This is a genomic window from Pantoea sp. PGP6 (assembly GCF_053474785.1).
On record NZ_JBQBMA010000001.1, the window covers coordinates 151,835 to 167,069 of the forward strand.

Below are 15,235 nucleotides of genomic sequence, written 5' to 3' on the forward strand. Positions count from 1 at the left end.
GGCCGCTTTATTACGCCTGCTTTTTCTCTTCATCGGTCAGGTAGCGCACCTTGCGGGTGTAATCCTGACCTTTGAACATCAGCGGCTGGCGGGGATCGCTAAGGTATTTTTGCCATTCCGACAGTGGGAAGCCGCCGTGTGCGCCCACCACCTCTGCCGGGATGACGGCTGACTGACCGCCCATTTTCTTCGAAACCGGCCAGTTAGCCCATTCACCCAGATTAACGGTCCTGAGATCCAGCATATCCAGCAATACCGCCAGCGGCAGCTGATCGGTCGGCGGCTGGCTGTCATTCATTAAATGCCAGGTATCATTAAACAGCGTCAGCCACAGCGGTGAAATACGCTGCCAGACCGCCCGCGTCGCCGCCAGATAAGCGCCATTGACGTGGTCAACCAGGTAAGGGCGGATGCTGGGCGGGTAATAGGCGGGAATCCCCTCTTTTGGTGCACCTTCCAGTTTGGCAATCATTTTGCCCTGACGGAAGCTGGAGTAGAGGTGGCCTGGCTTCATTCTGATGTCAGGCATCTTAAGCAGATTGAGGTCAGAATCGATCATCAGAATGCCGTCGCCTTTGGCCTGCAGGGGGGCCTGCAGTTTGATCAACCGGCTGCGATAGATCTGCTTATAGCGATAGTTTTCCTCGCGATGCGGAACGTCCAGCGTCGCAACCCGGGTTTTGCCCGGCAGTTCACCAAAGGCCGCCGCGGGTTGATCGCTGACGATAACAATCTCTTCTATCTGCGTCGCAAAGCGCGCGGCAAACGTGGCGCTGAGCAGGGCTTCTTCAATGTAATCCGCGCCGGTGCAGGGGATCACCACCGAGGTCACCGTCACCTCACCCTGCACGTCCGCCTGATCGTAGGGCAGGTTATGGCGCGCCCGGATATGGCGATAGCGAGGATTTAAAAAATTAAGCATGGGGTTTTTCTCTGACGACGCTCTGAAGAATATTTTCGACGCCGCTGACGTAGGTTTCAATAGCGTATTGTTCGCGCACGCGCTTGCCTGCCGCATTGATCAGTCGCTGACGTAAATCCGCATCCTGCCATAACGCAGTAAGATGCTGGGTCAGTTGCACCACATTGCCGTAATCAAACAGCAACCCGGTTTCATCATGACTGATCAATTCGGCAGTACCGACCACGCGCGAACCGACGACGGCGGTGTTCACCAGCATCGCTTCCAGCACCACCCGTGGCAGACCTTCACTGCGCGACGCGAGAATAAACGCATCGAAGGCGGTGAGATAATCCAGCGCGTTATTCTGGAAGCCGGTAAACACCACGTGGTTCTGAATATTTTCCGCCGTCGCCAGCTGCAGCAGGTGCTGTAATTCAGGCCCGGCACCCACAATAACCATTTTCCAGTCGGCATCCGGATTGGCACGTTTGAAGCGGCCCAGCGCCTGCAACGTATGATGATTGGATTTACGCAGGATCAGCGAGCCGATGGAGCCAAACACAAAGGTGCCAGGAGCCAGTTTAAAGCGCTGACGCACCTCAAGGCGGTCAGGCAGCGGCTGGTGAATATCGATGGCGTTACTGACGGTAAAACAGCGATCTGCATTCACGCCGTGCTTACGTAACGTGGCGTTCACGCCCTCGGAGACCGCAATCACCGCCTGGCAATCCTGATTGACCATTTTTACCAGCCGCGGCTCCAGCAACGGATCAATACGACAGTGCTGGACCACAGCCACATTCAGGCCTCGCGCCGCCAGATACCCTTCAATATTGGTGCTGGGCTGGTTATTCATGTACAGGGTGTCGTACTTGCCGAGCTGTAACAACGAGTTAATTTTGCTGGCGTTGGGGATGATACGCCAGCGCTCATCAATCAGATCGATGGCGCGCTTCTTGAGTTTTTTATTGAAAAACAGCAGCGCGCGCGCCACTTCTTTGACGATTTTGGCCCAGCGCGGTTGTTTGATTTGTGGAATAAAGAATACCGGAATATCCAGTGCAAGCAGCGCGGACTCGATGGTTTCGCCGTTGCCGCGACCGTAGTTGTGGTAGAAGCAGCAGGTGATATCAAATTTTTGACGATCAATACGCTTCAGCAGCTCCAGCATGCTGTTGGTGCCGCCTCCCCATTCTCTGCCGTTATCCAGCAGCAGAATTTTTTGTTTATTAATCGTCATCCGTCTCAATATTCCACACAGCACCTCATGGCCCGACCCGGGATTATAGTAATTTCTGCGTAGAAATGAACGCTAAGCTGCATACTTAGCATTCATAGCAAATTCAGAACAGACTTTTTACCTGCTTAAACAGCGGACTCTGGCTCACGCTTTCGCCTACCACTTCCAGTGCTCGGGTCGCCGGAACCGGTGTCAGCGGCCGTTTCGGCTTACACAGCCCTGGCGGCTGGAAGCGCGGAGAAGCGGGCTTGGTTGGCGCTACCGATGTGGCTGGCGGGCGAGTGCCATTATGCAGCGGCTCGTTCAGCAACTGGCTGGGACGGACTAAGGTAATCTCAGCCGGCAGCGTGGGTAACATCTGCTGCAGCACCCGGACCGTGTTGGGATGCGGATGACCAATGGCGATGGCGTAGCCATCACGCTGCGCCAGCTTTACCGCGCGGCTGAACTGCTGGCGAATGGCGTTAATATCCTGGCTGTCATCCAGAAAAACTCTGCGCTTCAGCACTTTGACCTGGGTACCCTGCGCCGCCGGCACTGCCTGGCTGTTTGCGATGGTCATGCTATCCAGGAAGTAGAGATTGTAGTGGTTCAGCGCCTGCATCACTTTTTGCATGCCGGGCAGGCTGGAGGTCATTCTGCTGCCCATATGGTTATTGAGACCCACCGCATAAGGCACGTTGCTGACTGCATTACGCATGATGCGTGCTACCTCTTCACTGCTCATCTCCGGCGTTAAGGTATCTTTCTCCAGCGGCTGCTTGCTGAGCGGTGCCATCGGCAGATGGATCAATACCTCGTGGCCACTCTGATGCGCTTTGGTGGCCATTTCACGCGCGTGCGGCGCATTGGGCAGCACGGCAACCGAGATCGCCTGCGGCATCTGCAGAACCTTGTTCTCTTCGGTCGGACGATAACCGACATCATCAATCACAATCGCGAGTTTGCCGGCGTGGGCAGCGTAGCTGAGCAGCAAACTGCTCAGCAGTACGGAGATTTTTCGAAGTTGTAGCAAAACTTATTTTCCTAACCACGGGAGTGGGTTGACGGCCTGTCCCTGACGTCGAATTTCAAAATAGAGCGACGGTGTGCCACGGCCGCCGCTGGTACCGACCAGCGCAATAGGCTGACCGGCTTTCACCTGTGCACCGACGGTCACCAGAGCGCTTTGGTTGTAGCCATACAGGCTCATATCGCCTTTACCATGCTCCAGTACCACCACCAGACCATAGCCCTGTAACCAGTCGGCCATCAGTACGCGACCGTCGGCGATGGCTTTCACCTCGGTGCCTTCGCGCGCATCAATCACCAGCCCTTTCCAGCGCAGCTCACCCTGTAGCTGTTCGCCAAAGCGATGCTCAATACGTCCGCGTACCGGCCACAAGGCCTGACCGCCCGCGCGACCCAGGCCGCCGGTTCGGGCGACCAGCTCGCGTTCACTCTGGGTCGGCTGATAGCTTGATCCTTTGGCTTTCGCCTGCGCCTGACGCTGACGCACTTTTTCCGCTTCACGCGCTTCGCGGGCAGCACGTTCCCGTGCTTCACGCTCTGCCCGGGCGATTTTGTCCTGCAGGCGGGTTTCGTTCTGGCGCATCTCCACCAGATCGGCCTGATCTTTTTCCAGCGCGCTTTCCAGTACCGACAAGGTTTTCTTACGTGCTGCGCTCGCCTGCTGCAGTTTCTGCTGCTGGCTTTGCTGCTGGGCTAACAGGCCTTTCTGCTGCTGTTGCTTCTGCTCCAGCGAGGCCCGCTGCTGGTTCAAATCCTGTCGCGTCTGCTGCAGCGCCTCAATGCTCTTCTGGCGCGCGGCATTCAGGTAACCGAAATAGGCCAGAATGCGCTCGCTGCGCTGACTTTCTTCGCCACCCAGCAGCAGTTGCAGGCCATTATGCTGGCCCTGGCGAAACGCGGCGTCGAGCTGCTGTGAAAGCAGCTTTTCCTGTTGCGTCTGCTGCTTTTCAAGCCGGGCGATCGAGCTGGCGAGCTGGCTGATGTCATTGTTCAATGCTGTCAGGCTATTCCGGGTTTCGCGCAGCTGACGACTGGCCTGAGCGATGATTTTTTCCTGACTCTGCAACTGATCCAGCAGTTTGCTGCGCTGTAGTTTTTGCGCTTTAACGCTTTTCTCTTTTTCGGCGATGTTTTGCTGAATAGATTGCAGTTGAGATTTGCTGTCTTCCGCACTGCGTGCGGCGGTTGGCAATAACAGTACGCCCGCACAAAGCAGGCTAAGGGAGAGGGTGGACAGATGTGTGGACAACGGCAGGTTATCGCCGTTGCGACGGGTCCTTGTGTGCGAAACGGTTGTTTTTCCCTTCATAGGCCAATGATTATTCCACGATGAACCGCCGCTTACCAGTAAACCGCACCGGCATTTGCTTTTCCAGTTATGTCCGGTTTTTACAGGACATCGCCTAAGCGTTACGCCATTTTTGTGCTTTAGCCAGATTTTTTTGGAAAATGCTACTCAAATTGCCACTCTGGCCGCTTAGCATCTGTACATGAGAAGTGGCGCAGGTATACTCAGAACCCTTGTTTTAGCTTATTAGCCCGGTCTGGAGTCGTTACCCCTCATGCAAGAAATTATGCAGTTTGCAAGCAATCACCCCATCCTCAGTCTGGCATGGGTTGTTTTACTCATTCTGGTGATTGTGACTACCGTTAAAGGAATGTTCTCTAAGGTAAAAACCATCAGCCGCGGTGAAGCAACCCGCCTGATTAACAAAGAGGACGCGGTAGTTGTAGACGTGCGTTCGCGCGACGATTTTCGCAGAGGGCATATCTCAGGCGCGCTGAATGTGGCAGCCGCAGAGATTAAAAAAGGCAACTTAGGCGAACTGGAAAAACATAAAGCACAGCCGATCATCGTGGTGTGCGCGACCGGACAAAGCGCGGCCGATCCTGCTGCCCATCTGAGTGCTGCTGGCTTTACTCAGGTATCGGTGCTGAAAGACGGCATCAGCGGCTGGAGCGGTGAAAATCTGCCGTTAATTCGCGGTAAATAATCTTACTGAGGTGCTAAATCATGGCAAATGTTGAGATGTATACCAAAGCGACCTGCCCTTACTGCCATCGGGCGAAGGCGCTGTTAACGCAAAAAGGCGTATCGTTCCAGGAGATTCCCATTGATGGGGACATGGCGAAACGTGAAGAGATGATTAAGCGCAGCGGTCGTACTACCGTGCCTCAGATTTTCATTGATGCGCAGCACATTGGCGGCTGCGACGACTTATTTGCACTCGATAATCGCGAAGGTTTAGATCCTTTACTGCAGGCGTAATTTTACGCCGGACATTCTCACTTATAGGACCTGGTCACATGTCAGAACACAACACTAACGAAATGCAATTCCAGATTCAGCGCGTATACACCAAAGATATCTCATTTGAAGCGCCTAACGCGCCGCAGGTTTTCCAGAAAGAGTGGGAGCCGGACGTAAAACTGGATCTGGATACTGCATCTTCTCAACTGGCTGACGAAGTTTATGAAGTCGTGCTGCGTGTGACTGTAACCGCAACCGTGGGTGAAGAGACCGCTTTCCTGTGTGAAGTTCAGCAGGCCGGTATTTTCACTATCAGCGGTATCGAAGGCACGCAGATGGCCCATTGCCTGGGTGCTTACTGCCCGAACATCCTGTTCCCGTATGCCCGCGAATGCATTACCAGCCTGGTTTCACGTGGTACTTTCCCGCAGCTGAACCTGGCGCCGGTTAACTTTGATGCGCTGTTCATGAACTACCTGCAGCAGCAGCAAGGTGAAGAAGGCGCCGAACCACATCAGGATGCCTGATGACTACTCACGCTTCGATTAGCGTCATCGGTGCCGGCTCGTACGGCACCGCTTTGGCGATTACCCTGGCCCGTAACGGCCATCCGGTGCTGCTGTGGGGACATAACCCGGCGCACCTGGCGCAACTTCAGTCTGACCGCTGTAATACCGCCTTCCTGCCCGATGTGCCGTTCCCTGATAATCTCTCCCTTGAGCCGGACCTGGCGAAAGCCATTGCGGCCAGCCGCGATCTGTTGATTGTGGTGCCGAGTCACGTCTTTGGTGATGTGCTGCAGCAGATCAAGCCGGAATTGCGTGCCGATTCGCGTATTGTCTGGGCGACCAAAGGGCTGGAAAAAGAGACCGGACGTCTGCTGCAGGATGTGGCGCGTGAGATCGTTGGCGAGGCGATTCCGCTGGCAGTGATCTCTGGCCCGACCTTTGCGAAAGAGCTGGCGGCAGGTTTACCGACCGCGATTGCACTGGCGGCGACCGATGCGCAGTTTGCTGACGATCTGCAGCAGAAGCTGCACTGTGGTAAAAGTTTTCGCGTTTACAACAACCCTGACTTTATCGGCGTACAGCTGGGCGGGGCGGTGAAAAACGTGATTGCTATCGGTGCCGGTATTTCGGATGGCATCGGTTTTGGTGCCAATGCACGTACCGCATTAATTACGCGCGGGCTGGCGGAAATGAGCCGTCTTGGCGCGGCGCTGGGTGCCGATCCCACCACCTTTATGGGCATGGCGGGATTGGGCGATCTGGTACTGACCTGTACCGATAATCAGTCGCGCAACCGTCGTTTTGGCATGATGCTGGGACAAGGTGAGGATGTAGATAGCGCGCAACGCATTATCGGACAAGTTGTAGAAGGCTACCGAAACACCAAAGAAGTCAGAGCGTTAGCTGCGCGTGTCGGCGTCGAAATGCCGATCACCGAGCAGATTTATCAGGTGTTGTATTGCGAAAAACCCGCGCGGGATGCAGCATTAAGCCTGCTGGGGCGGACAAGGAAGGACGAAAACAGCAATAGCTAAAGCAGGAAGCGTAGCGTCATCACCTGTAGCGCCCATTCAGGCGCTTTTTTTATCGGGAGAAAACAGCAATGTCGTCTGATGAGTTAGAACTGGTCTGGAATAATATCAAAGCAGAAGCGCGAGCCCTGGCTGATTGTGAGCCGATGCTGGCCAGCTTTTACCACGCGACATTGCTTAAGCATGAGAATCTCGGTAGTGCCTTGAGTTATATGCTGGCTAATAAGCTGGCCAATCCGATTATGCCCGCGATCGCCATCCGTGAAATTGTCGAAGAAGCGTATCGCGAAGACCCCACGATGATTCTGTCAGCCGCCTATGATATTCAGGCGGTCCGTCAGCGCGATCCGGCGGTGGACAAATATTCCACGCCGCTGCTCTATCTTAAGGGCTTCCACGCCTTACAGGCCTACCGTATCGGCCACTGGTTGTGGAACGAGGGACGCCGTGCGCTGGCGGTTTATCTGCAGAATGAAATTTCCGTCTCATTTGCGGTTGATATCCATCCTGCCGCTAACATTGGTCACGGCATCATGCTCGACCATGCGACCGGCATTGTGATTGGTGAAACGGCAGTGGTTGAGAATGATGTCTCGATCCTGCAGTCAGTTACGCTCGGCGGGACCGGCAAAACCAGCGGCGATCGTCATCCAAAAATCCGTGAAGGGGTGATGATTGGTGCCGGGGCGAAAATCCTCGGCAACATTGAGGTCGGACGCGGAGCAAAAATCGGCGCGGGTTCCGTGGTCCTGCAGCCTGTACCACCGCACACCACCGCCGCTGGCGTGCCTGCGCGCATCGTGGGTAAACCCGGCAGTGATAAGCCGTCAATGGATATGGATCAGCACTTCAACGGCAGCCTGGCGGGCTTTCAGTTTGGCGACGGCATCTAGCCTTTAATCAGTGCGCCAGCGTAATCGAGCTGGCGCCACGCTTCATACACCACCACCGAGACCGCATTCGACAGATTCATACTGCGGCTTTCGGCCTGCATCGGTATACGAATCTTCTGCTGTGCCGGTAAGGCCTGCAAAATCTCAGCCGGCAATCCGCGGCTCTCCGGACCAAACAGTAAATAATCCCCGGCCTGATACTGCACTGCGCTGTGCGCTGGCGTGCCTTTGGTGGTCAGGGCAAATAGCCGCGCGGGCGATTCTGCCGCCAGAAATGCCGCATAGTCTGCGTGGAATTTGATGGCGGTAAATTCGTGATAATCCAGACCGGCACGACGTAAGCGTTTGTCATCCCAGGCAAAGCCGAGTGGCTCAATCAGGTGGAGCTGAAAGCCGGTATTGGCGCACAGGCGAATGATATTGCCGGTATTAGGCGGGATTTCTGGTTCAAACAACACAATGTTAAGCATAAGGCCCCCGATAACGAGGGCCGAAGCATAGCAAATTATTGTCGACCGGAGGAGTAGAGCGGTAACCAGATCGTCAGGCGCAGGCCGCCAAGCGGGCTGTCATCGGCCTTAACCCAGCCGCGATGCTGCTGCACAGCGGTTTCGACGATGGCCAGACCGAGGCCGGTGCCGCCCGATTCGCGATCGCGCGCTTCATCAGTACGGTAAAACGGTCGGAAAATCTGTTCGCGATCTTCCGGGCTGACGCCAGGACCATCATCATCGACATGTACAGTGATACCGGCGATATCGACCGAGAAGCTGACGCTGATGTGGCTGTTTGAATAACGCAGCGCGTTACGCACGATATTCTCCAGCGCACTCTCCAGCGCGTGCGGATTGCCGTAAAGCGGCCATGGACCCGGCGGATAAGGTATGTCCATCTTCTTGCCCATCTGCTCGGCTTCGAAGCGGGCATCTTCCAGCACCCCGTTCCACAGCTGATTCGCCTTCATCGCCTCACTGACCAGCGCATTTTTATGCTGGGTGCGCGACAGCACCAGCAGGTCGTTAATCATGCCATCCAGACGCTGCGCTTCCATCTCAATGCGCTCCAGCTCTTTGCCCTCGCCCTGACGACGACGCAGCAGCGCCGTTGCCAGCTGCAGTCGGGTAAGCGGCGTACGGAGCTCATGGCTGATGTCTGACAGCAGACGTTGCTGACCGGTCATCATCCGTTCCAGCGCACTGACCATCTGATTAAAGCTGGAGCCGGCAGCCAGGAACTCCTGCGGGCCCGATTCCAGTTCCGGATGCTGACGCAGGTTACCGCTGGCGACTTCATCGGCAGCATATTTCAGCTTACGGGCCGGACGTGCCAGGCTCCAGGCCAGCCACAACAACAGCGGCGAACTGATCAACATTGTCACGATCAGCAGCAATAAGGGGCGATCAAACAGGAGATTGATGAAATCGAGCTGAGAACTGTTGGCTGGACGAATCATGTAGAGCTGATAGTTATCTTCACCATCCCGAACCGCAAACGGCCCCACCAGTTCAACCCGACCATACTTCTTTTTCTGCGGATGATCCGCATTATCGGACTGGCCGATAAAATTGCGGATAACCTGCATTTCATTATGCTGCGCGCCGATTACCCGGCCTTCGCTGGTCACTAACAGCAGCCGCTGACCCGGCGGCGCCCATTTTTCTACTGCACGGAATAACCGGCGCCACCACATCAGATCGTTAGGCGGATCCTGTGACAACTCGGCTTCAACGTGCTGCTCAATCATGATGCCCTGCCGCTGTTCACTTTCAAGCAGCGAGGTCATCTGTCGGGAATCGAGTTTGGGCACCATTAGCACCAGCATCAATACCAACGCCAGGGTTAACCAGAAGATGGCAAAGATGCGGGTGGTCAGACTGCCAATCATGATGCCGAAACCATCAGGTAGCCCCGGCCGCGTAAGGTTTTAAACCATGGATGACCATCACGACGCTCAGGAAGCTTACGGCGCAGGTTGGAGATGTGCATATCAATCGCCCGGTCAAACGGCGTCAGGCGTTTACCCAGCACTTCCTGACTCAGATGTTCACGCGACACCACCTGACCCAGATGCTGTGCCAGCAGATAGAGCAGGGTGAATTCGGTGCCGGTCAGATCCAGCGTCACATCATCAAAGCTGGCTTCCTGGCGACCCGGATTAAGCCGCAGGCAGTCGACTTCCAGCGTTGGTGAGCTGTTGTCCTGCTGCTGTTGCTGTTCACTCCAGTTAGAGCGGCGCAGAATAGCGCGGATACGGGCCACCAGCTCACGATCGTTAAACGGTTTAGGCAGATAGTCATCCGCGCCCAGCTCGAGGCCCAGTACGCGATCCAGCTCGCTACCGCGCGCGGTCAGCATGATGACCGGAGTCTGATGTTGCTGTCGCAGTTCTTTCAGGGTGTCGATACCGTTCTTCTTCGGCATCATCACATCCAGTAACAGCAGATCAACGGAGTTATCAAGCAGGTTCAGCGCTTGTTCACCGTCGCTGGCTACCACCACCTCAAACCCTTCCATTTCTAACAGTTCTTTTAAAAGCGAAGTTAATTCGCGGTCATCATCTACCAACAGGATTTTATTCATTTTTGTAGCCCTCCGCAGGCAAAATACCGTGTTCCTGGCGCACCTATCCATCGCTTTACGTAGTTTTACACCCCCTGACGGATGTTTGCAGCTATCGCCGTACACTGGCTCTCGTTGAATCGCAAAACGGAACGAACTGGAGTAAACGATGCGCACATTAACCGCCGTCGTCCTTGCCTCAGCGATGGCTCTCAGTCTCGCCAGCGCAGGTGCAAAAGATACGACGACGATTGACGAGATGCATCATGGCGGATTGCCGACAGGCAGTATGACGCAAAATCCGCAAAGCCACATGTTCGAGGGCATCGAGTTGACCGAACAGCAGCGTCAGCAGATGCGTGACCTGATGCAACAGGCCCGACACGAACGCCCGGCGGTCCGTCTTGATGATATCGCCGCTCTGCATGAGTTAGTGACTGCAGACAAATTTAACGAAACGGCCATCCGCGAGAAGGCGGAAACCATCGCCAGAGTTCAGGTTGAACAACAGGTCGAGATGGCGCGTGTACAGAATCAAATGTTTCATCTGCTAACGCCGGCCCAGCAGGCCACGTTGCAGAAGAACTACCAGCAGCGACTGAATGAGCTGCGTCATTTATCGAATTTGCAGTCAGCATCATCACTGCAAGCAGTGAGTAGTACCAGCAGTAACCAGTAACATAGTATCCCTGTTTTCCTTGCCATAGACACCATCCCTGTCTTCCCCCGCATGATGCGGGGGTTTTTTTTATCTTTTTACTGGTTTTTTTGCTTTGACAGTAATCATCACTCCGCAATAAAAACGCCATTTGATTAGCGCTTAGTCAGCCTGCGCTACCGATCACCGCCGTTTAACTCTGTTTACGCACGATGACTGCGCTTAAGCGCACCGGGAGTATTTGCCGCTGCAGGTAATTTATTAACGCATTGATATATATGAACTTATGCGCGGAAGTCATCAAATTAACCTGGGTTTTCAACGGCCTGCATTCCCCGCGTTGCGCTTGCTGGATCAGGTCCAGCTTCTACACTTAATCCTGTCACTGCAGGGAAGTGAAGTGTCTTCGCGAAGTCTCAGGGAGCAACAACCACATTATGTCGTCCTGAATGAATCTATTAACGGAGTAAGTTATGGCAGAGCATCGTGGTGGTTCAGGTAATTTCGCAGAAAATCCGCAGAAAGCATCTGAAGCTGGTAAAAAAGGCGGCCAGAACAGCGGCGGCGGAAATTTCAAAAACGATCGTGAAAAAGCATCAGAAGCAGGAAAAAAAGGCGGCAAAAAGTAATTGCTGTCTCACGCCCTGACGCGGCTGGCAGATGAAATAATGCTGGCCCTGATGTGTTAAGCACTGTGCCCCGTCCTCCTGCTGTGGTCGGGGCTTGTTTTTATTATCGCGTTCTCCCCGGCCGACATCCCTCTCTTTGATCACAATTAAGCGGTCTTCTGACAGCAGTGTTAAACTTTAGCCATTCTTTCATTTGGGTGCGCATCTCCCTTGATGCTGCATACGGAACCAGGCATGCAACCCTCTTATGGTCGACTGGTAAAGCGTGCTGCTCTGGCCGCGACTATCCTTGCGTCTGTGCTGTTAATCGTAAAGATTTTCGCCTGGTGGTACACCGGTTCAGTGAGCTTGCTGGCTGCGCTGGTCGATTCACTGGTCGATATCGCCGCCTCGCTGACCAACCTGCTGGTGGTGCGATATGCGCTGCAACCGGCGGATGAAAACCACACCTTCGGACACGGCAAAGCGGAATCGCTGGCGGCGCTGGCGCAAAGCATGTTTATCTCGGGCTCCGCACTGTTCCTGTTTCTGACCGGCCTGCAACATCTCGCTTCACCAAACGTACTCCGTGCGCCTGGCGTCGGCATCGTGGTAACCGTGGTGGCACTGGCCTCGACCCTGATACTGGTGGCCTTTCAACGCTGGGTGGTGCGCAAAACCCGCAGCCAGGCGATCCGGGCCGATATGCTGCACTATCAGTCAGATGTAATTATGAATGGTGCCATCCTGATCGCGCTGGTGCTGAGCGGTTACGGCTTCGCCCGCGCGGACGCGCTGTTTGCGCTGGGCATTGGCGTGTTCATTCTCTACAGCGCGCTGCGGATGGGATATGAGGCGGTACAGGCGCTGCTGGATCGCGCGTTACCGGAAGAGGAACGGCAGCGGATTCTGACGATAGCGACGCAGTGGCCGCGGGTTCAGGGGGTACACGATCTGCGTACCCGCCAGTCCGGACCCACCAAATTTATTCAGCTACACCTGGAGCTGGAAGATCAGCTGCCGCTGGTGCAGGCACACCGTGTTGCCGACCAGGTTGAGAAAGCATTACGCAAAGAATTTCCCGGTTCGGACGTAATTATCCATCAGGATCCCTGTTCTGTGGTACCGTTCGAGAGAGAAGATTCTTTAGGTTTTTAACTTAAATGAATCAAGCTGATACGAAAGGCATGACGTAACGCTAACATTGCTGCAAAAAATAGTGAAAAGTTGTCTGACCTGAATCAATTCAGCAGCAAGCCTTTGATATACTATCTGCCATCACGTGTCGCGCTAATCGCAAGAATGATGCTCAGCAGCGATCGACAGGCAGGATTAACCCTTAGTTTTGAACAATCCAGAGGTTGTCATGATCAAAAAAATTGGTGTATTGACCAGCGGCGGCGACGCCCCAGGCATGAACGCAGCTATTCGTGGAGTGGTACGTTCCGCGCTGAGTGAAGGACTGGAAGTTTTTGGGATCTATGACGGTTATCTGGGTTTGTATGAAGATCGCATGATCAACCTCGATCGCTATAGCGTCTCTGATATGATCAACCGCGGCGGCACCTTCCTCGGTTCTGCACGCTTTCCTGAATTCCGTAATGAAGATGTGCGTCAGGTCGCGATTGAAAACATGAAAAAGCGTGGCATCGATGCGCTGGTGGTTATTGGCGGTGACGGTTCTTATATGGGCGCCAAACGCCTGACTGAGATGGGCTTTCCCTGCATCGGTTTACCCGGCACCATCGATAACGACGTAGCCGGTACCGATTACACCATTGGCTATTTCACCGCGCTGGAAACCGTGGTCGAGGCGATTGACCGTCTGCGCGATACCTCTTCTTCGCATCAGCGTATTTCGATTGTTGAAGTGATGGGCCGCTATTGCGGTGACCTGACGCTGGCGGCGGCGATTGCGGGCGGCTGCGAATTTATCGTGTTGCCGGAAATCCCTTACACCCGCGAAGAGCTGGTGGCGGAGATCAAAGCCGGCATCGCCAAAGGTAAAAAGCACGCTATTGTGGCGATCACCGAACATATCTGCGATATCGACGATCTGGCACGCTTCATCGAAACCGAAACCAAACGCGAAACCCGTTCAACCGTGCTGGGTCATATTCAGCGTGGCGGCGCACCCTGTGCTTACGACCGTATTCTGGCGTCACGCATGGGAGCCTACTCCATTGAACTGCTGATGCAGGGTTACGGCGGACGTTGCGTCGGCATCCAGAACGAGAAGATGGTGCATCACGACATCATCGACGCGATTGAAAATATGAAGCGTCCGTTCAAGCGCGACTGGCTGGATACCGCTAAACAGCTTTACTGATCCCTTCTGCGGGCGTGCAGCACAGCACGCCCGATCTGCTCGCCTGTATATTCCGCACGGTTATAACAGCTTATTTTTAATTCTTTTAGCTCTGTAATGGTTTATGTCACGCTTAGCCCATAACGATATTGGGAGAGTGCGTAATGAACAAGTGGAGTATCGGAATTACCCTGTTGCTGGCCTCAACCAGCGTGCTGGCGAAAGACATCCAGTTATTAAACGTTTCCTACGATCCGACACGCGAGTTGTATGAGCAATACAACAAAGCGTTCAGTGCGCACTACAAACAGGAAACCGGCGATAACGTCGTGGTCCGTCAGTCTCATGGCGGTTCCGGTAAGCAGGCTACCTCGGTCATCAACGGCATTCGTGCCGATGTGGTCACCCTGGCGTTGCAATCCGACGTAGATGCGATTGCCGAGCGTGGTCGTATCGACAAAAACTGGCTTCAGCGCCTGCCCGACAACTCCGCACCGTACACCTCAACCATCGTCTTCCTGGTACGCAAAGGCAACCCCAAAGGGATCCATGACTGGAGCGATCTGATCAAGCCGGGCGTATCGGTGATTACCCCGAACCCGAAAACGTCTGGCGGCGCACGCTGGAACTATCTGGCCGCCTGGGGCTGGGCACTGGATCACAATAACGGCGATCAGGCTAAAGCACTGGCCTACGTCCGGGCGCTGTTTAAAAACGTTGAAGTGCAGGATTCCGGCGCGCGTGGCGCAACCAATACCTTTGTTGAGCGCGGTATCGGTGATGTGCTGATCGCCTGGGAAAACGAAGCGTATCTGGCGGTTAACAAGCTGGGTAAAGACAAGTTCGAGATTGTTACACCGAGTGAATCTATTCTGGCCGAACCCACCGTATCGGTAGTCGACAAAGTGGTGGATGAGAAGGGCACTCGCAAGGTGGCGGATGCGTACCTCAAATATCTCTACTCGCCAGAAGGCCAGACCATCGCTGCGCAGAACTACTATCGCCCGCGTGATGCTGAAGTAGCGAAAAAATTCGCCAGCACCTTTGCGCCAGTGAAGCTGTTTACCATTCAGGATAAATTTGGCGGCTGGACCCAGGCACAAAAAGCGCACTTCGCCGATGGCGGCAGCTACGACCAGGTAATGAAACCGTAATCGGGTGCGGCCAGCGCGCCCTGCGCTGGCCGCGTCTCTGTGCTCTCCCGTTCATCGCCATTTGCTGGCCCGCCCAAACAATTCTCCGTGACATTAGCGTATCGCCAGG

Annotated in this window: 17 protein-coding genes; 10 read left to right on the forward strand and 7 right to left on the reverse strand. The window is 54.7% G+C overall.

Annotation, left to right across the window (positions count from 1 at the left end; genetic code table 11):
* Positions 1-10: 10 nt before the first annotated feature.
* From ACLIBF_RS00705 to envC, 4 genes are all read right to left on the reverse strand, one after another.
* Complete coding sequence (locus ACLIBF_RS00705; RefSeq protein WP_279810183.1) at positions 11-922, reverse strand: hypothetical protein; 912 nt, start codon at positions 920-922, stop codon at positions 11-13.
* Positions 915-2,144: a glycosyltransferase gene (locus ACLIBF_RS00710; protein ID WP_069729268.1), complete on the reverse strand. Its 1,230-nt coding sequence runs from the start codon at positions 2,142-2,144 to the stop codon at positions 915-917. Before ACLIBF_RS00710 ends, ACLIBF_RS00705 begins: the two co-directional genes overlap by 8 nt.
* A 103-nt stretch (positions 2,145-2,247) precedes the next feature.
* Entirely contained in the window at positions 2,248-3,159 is a 912-nt protein-coding gene (locus tag ACLIBF_RS00715; RefSeq protein ID WP_031375595.1) for a divergent polysaccharide deacetylase family protein, read from the reverse strand.
* 3 nt (positions 3,160-3,162) lie between these two features.
* Complete coding sequence (envC, locus tag ACLIBF_RS00720; protein ID WP_069729270.1) at positions 3,163-4,464, reverse strand: murein hydrolase activator EnvC; 1,302 nt, start codon at positions 4,462-4,464, stop codon at positions 3,163-3,165.
* A gap of 253 nt (positions 4,465-4,717) precedes the next feature.
* Here envC and ACLIBF_RS00725 point away from each other — a divergent pair, with 253 nt between their 5' ends.
* The 5 genes from ACLIBF_RS00725 to cysE all read left to right on the forward strand — a co-directional run bounded on the left by ACLIBF_RS00725 (position 4,718) and on the right by cysE (position 7,839).
* The gene (locus ACLIBF_RS00725) at positions 4,718-5,149 is read left to right on the forward strand and encodes a rhodanese-like domain-containing protein (protein ID WP_031375596.1); all 432 of its coding nucleotides are present in this window, start codon (positions 4,718-4,720) and stop codon (positions 5,147-5,149) included.
* 20 nt (positions 5,150-5,169) lie between these two features.
* A complete protein-coding gene (gene grxC, locus ACLIBF_RS00730; protein ID WP_008926942.1) occupies positions 5,170-5,424 on the forward strand; it encodes a glutaredoxin 3 in 255 nt (84 codons plus the stop codon).
* A 38-nt stretch (positions 5,425-5,462) separates the two neighbouring features.
* A complete protein-coding gene (gene secB, locus ACLIBF_RS00735; protein ID WP_031375597.1) occupies positions 5,463-5,933 on the forward strand; it encodes a protein-export chaperone SecB in 471 nt (156 codons plus the stop codon).
* Positions 5,933-6,949, forward strand: a complete 1,017-nt coding sequence (gene gpsA / locus ACLIBF_RS00740; RefSeq protein WP_031375598.1) for an NAD(P)H-dependent glycerol-3-phosphate dehydrogenase — start codon at positions 5,933-5,935, stop codon at positions 6,947-6,949. Before secB ends, gpsA begins: the two co-directional genes overlap by 1 nt.
* Before the next feature lie 68 nt (positions 6,950-7,017).
* A complete protein-coding gene (gene cysE, locus ACLIBF_RS00745; RefSeq protein ID WP_046289519.1) occupies positions 7,018-7,839 on the forward strand; it encodes a serine O-acetyltransferase in 822 nt (273 codons plus the stop codon).
* Here cysE and trmL read toward each other — a convergent pair.
* Genes trmL through cpxR form a run of 3 tightly spaced genes read right to left on the reverse strand, consistent with a single transcriptional unit; the run spans position 7,836 to position 10,419 of the window.
* Positions 7,836-8,309 (reverse strand): tRNA (uridine(34)/cytosine(34)/5-carboxymethylaminomethyluridine(34)-2'-O)-methyltransferase TrmL, encoded by a 474-nt coding sequence (gene trmL / locus ACLIBF_RS00750; RefSeq protein WP_031375599.1) that lies wholly within the window; start codon positions 8,307-8,309, stop codon positions 7,836-7,838. The genes cysE and trmL overlap by 4 nt on opposite strands.
* 35 nt (positions 8,310-8,344) lie before the next feature.
* On the reverse strand, positions 8,345-9,724 hold the full coding sequence (gene cpxA / locus ACLIBF_RS00755) for an envelope stress sensor histidine kinase CpxA (RefSeq protein ID WP_031375600.1): 1,380 nt from the start codon (positions 9,722-9,724) through the stop codon (positions 8,345-8,347).
* Positions 9,721-10,419, reverse strand: coding sequence for an envelope stress response regulator transcription factor CpxR (gene cpxR / locus ACLIBF_RS00760; protein WP_031375601.1), 699 nt, complete (start codon positions 10,417-10,419; stop codon positions 9,721-9,723). The genes cpxA and cpxR overlap by 4 nt, the downstream gene beginning before the upstream one ends.
* A 148-nt stretch (positions 10,420-10,567) precedes the next feature.
* Here cpxR and cpxP point away from each other — a divergent pair, with 148 nt between their 5' ends.
* The 5 genes from cpxP to ACLIBF_RS00785 all read left to right on the forward strand — a co-directional run bounded on the left by cpxP (position 10,568) and on the right by ACLIBF_RS00785 (position 15,126).
* A complete protein-coding gene (cpxP, locus tag ACLIBF_RS00765) occupies positions 10,568-11,077 on the forward strand; it encodes a cell-envelope stress modulator CpxP (RefSeq protein ID WP_031375602.1) in 510 nt (169 codons plus the stop codon).
* Between the two features lie 452 nt (positions 11,078-11,529).
* The gene (locus ACLIBF_RS00770) at positions 11,530-11,685 is read left to right on the forward strand and encodes a con-10 family general stress protein (protein ID WP_031375603.1); all 156 of its coding nucleotides are present in this window, start codon (positions 11,530-11,532) and stop codon (positions 11,683-11,685) included.
* 234 nt (positions 11,686-11,919) lie between these two features.
* Positions 11,920-12,822: a CDF family cation-efflux transporter FieF gene (gene fieF / locus ACLIBF_RS00775; RefSeq protein WP_031375604.1), complete on the forward strand. Its 903-nt coding sequence runs from the start codon at positions 11,920-11,922 to the stop codon at positions 12,820-12,822.
* Positions 12,823-13,030: 208 nt separating this feature from the next.
* Complete coding sequence (gene pfkA, locus ACLIBF_RS00780; RefSeq protein ID WP_046289520.1) at positions 13,031-13,993, forward strand: 6-phosphofructokinase; 963 nt, start codon at positions 13,031-13,033, stop codon at positions 13,991-13,993.
* A gap of 143 nt (positions 13,994-14,136) precedes the next feature.
* Positions 14,137-15,126 (forward strand): sulfate ABC transporter substrate-binding protein, encoded by a 990-nt coding sequence (locus ACLIBF_RS00785; protein WP_031375606.1) that lies wholly within the window; start codon positions 14,137-14,139, stop codon positions 15,124-15,126.
* Positions 15,127-15,235 lie beyond the last annotated feature (109 nt).

Excerpts from the sequence above, each read along its gene's own strand:
- ACLIBF_RS00705 (WP_279810183.1), bottom strand. The coding sequence starts at position 922 with ATGCTTAATTTTTTAAATCCTCGCTATCGCCATATCCGGGCGCGCCAT.
- ACLIBF_RS00710 (WP_069729268.1), bottom strand. The coding sequence starts at position 2,144 with ATGACGATTAATAAACAAAAAATTCTGCTGCTGGATAACGGCAGAGAA.
- envC (WP_069729270.1), bottom strand. The coding sequence starts at position 4,464 with ATGAAGGGAAAAACAACCGTTTCGCACACAAGGACCCGTCGCAACGGC.
- ACLIBF_RS00725 (WP_031375596.1), top strand. The coding sequence starts at position 4,718 with ATGCAAGAAATTATGCAGTTTGCAAGCAATCACCCCATCCTCAGTCTG.
- grxC (WP_008926942.1), top strand. The coding sequence starts at position 5,170 with ATGGCAAATGTTGAGATGTATACCAAAGCGACCTGCCCTTACTGCCAT.
- secB (WP_031375597.1), top strand. The coding sequence starts at position 5,463 with ATGTCAGAACACAACACTAACGAAATGCAATTCCAGATTCAGCGCGTA.
- gpsA (WP_031375598.1), top strand. The coding sequence starts at position 5,933 with ATGACTACTCACGCTTCGATTAGCGTCATCGGTGCCGGCTCGTACGGC.
- cysE (WP_046289519.1), top strand. The coding sequence starts at position 7,018 with ATGTCGTCTGATGAGTTAGAACTGGTCTGGAATAATATCAAAGCAGAA.
- trmL (WP_031375599.1), bottom strand. The coding sequence starts at position 8,309 with ATGCTTAACATTGTGTTGTTTGAACCAGAAATCCCGCCTAATACCGGC.
- cpxA (WP_031375600.1), bottom strand. The coding sequence starts at position 9,724 with ATGATTGGCAGTCTGACCACCCGCATCTTTGCCATCTTCTGGTTAACC.
- cpxR (WP_031375601.1), bottom strand. The coding sequence starts at position 10,419 with ATGAATAAAATCCTGTTGGTAGATGATGACCGCGAATTAACTTCGCTT.
- cpxP (WP_031375602.1), top strand. The coding sequence starts at position 10,568 with ATGCGCACATTAACCGCCGTCGTCCTTGCCTCAGCGATGGCTCTCAGT.
- ACLIBF_RS00770 (WP_031375603.1), top strand. The coding sequence starts at position 11,530 with ATGGCAGAGCATCGTGGTGGTTCAGGTAATTTCGCAGAAAATCCGCAG.
- fieF (WP_031375604.1), top strand. The coding sequence starts at position 11,920 with ATGCAACCCTCTTATGGTCGACTGGTAAAGCGTGCTGCTCTGGCCGCG.
- pfkA (WP_046289520.1), top strand. The coding sequence starts at position 13,031 with ATGATCAAAAAAATTGGTGTATTGACCAGCGGCGGCGACGCCCCAGGC.
- ACLIBF_RS00785 (WP_031375606.1), top strand. The coding sequence starts at position 14,137 with ATGAACAAGTGGAGTATCGGAATTACCCTGTTGCTGGCCTCAACCAGC.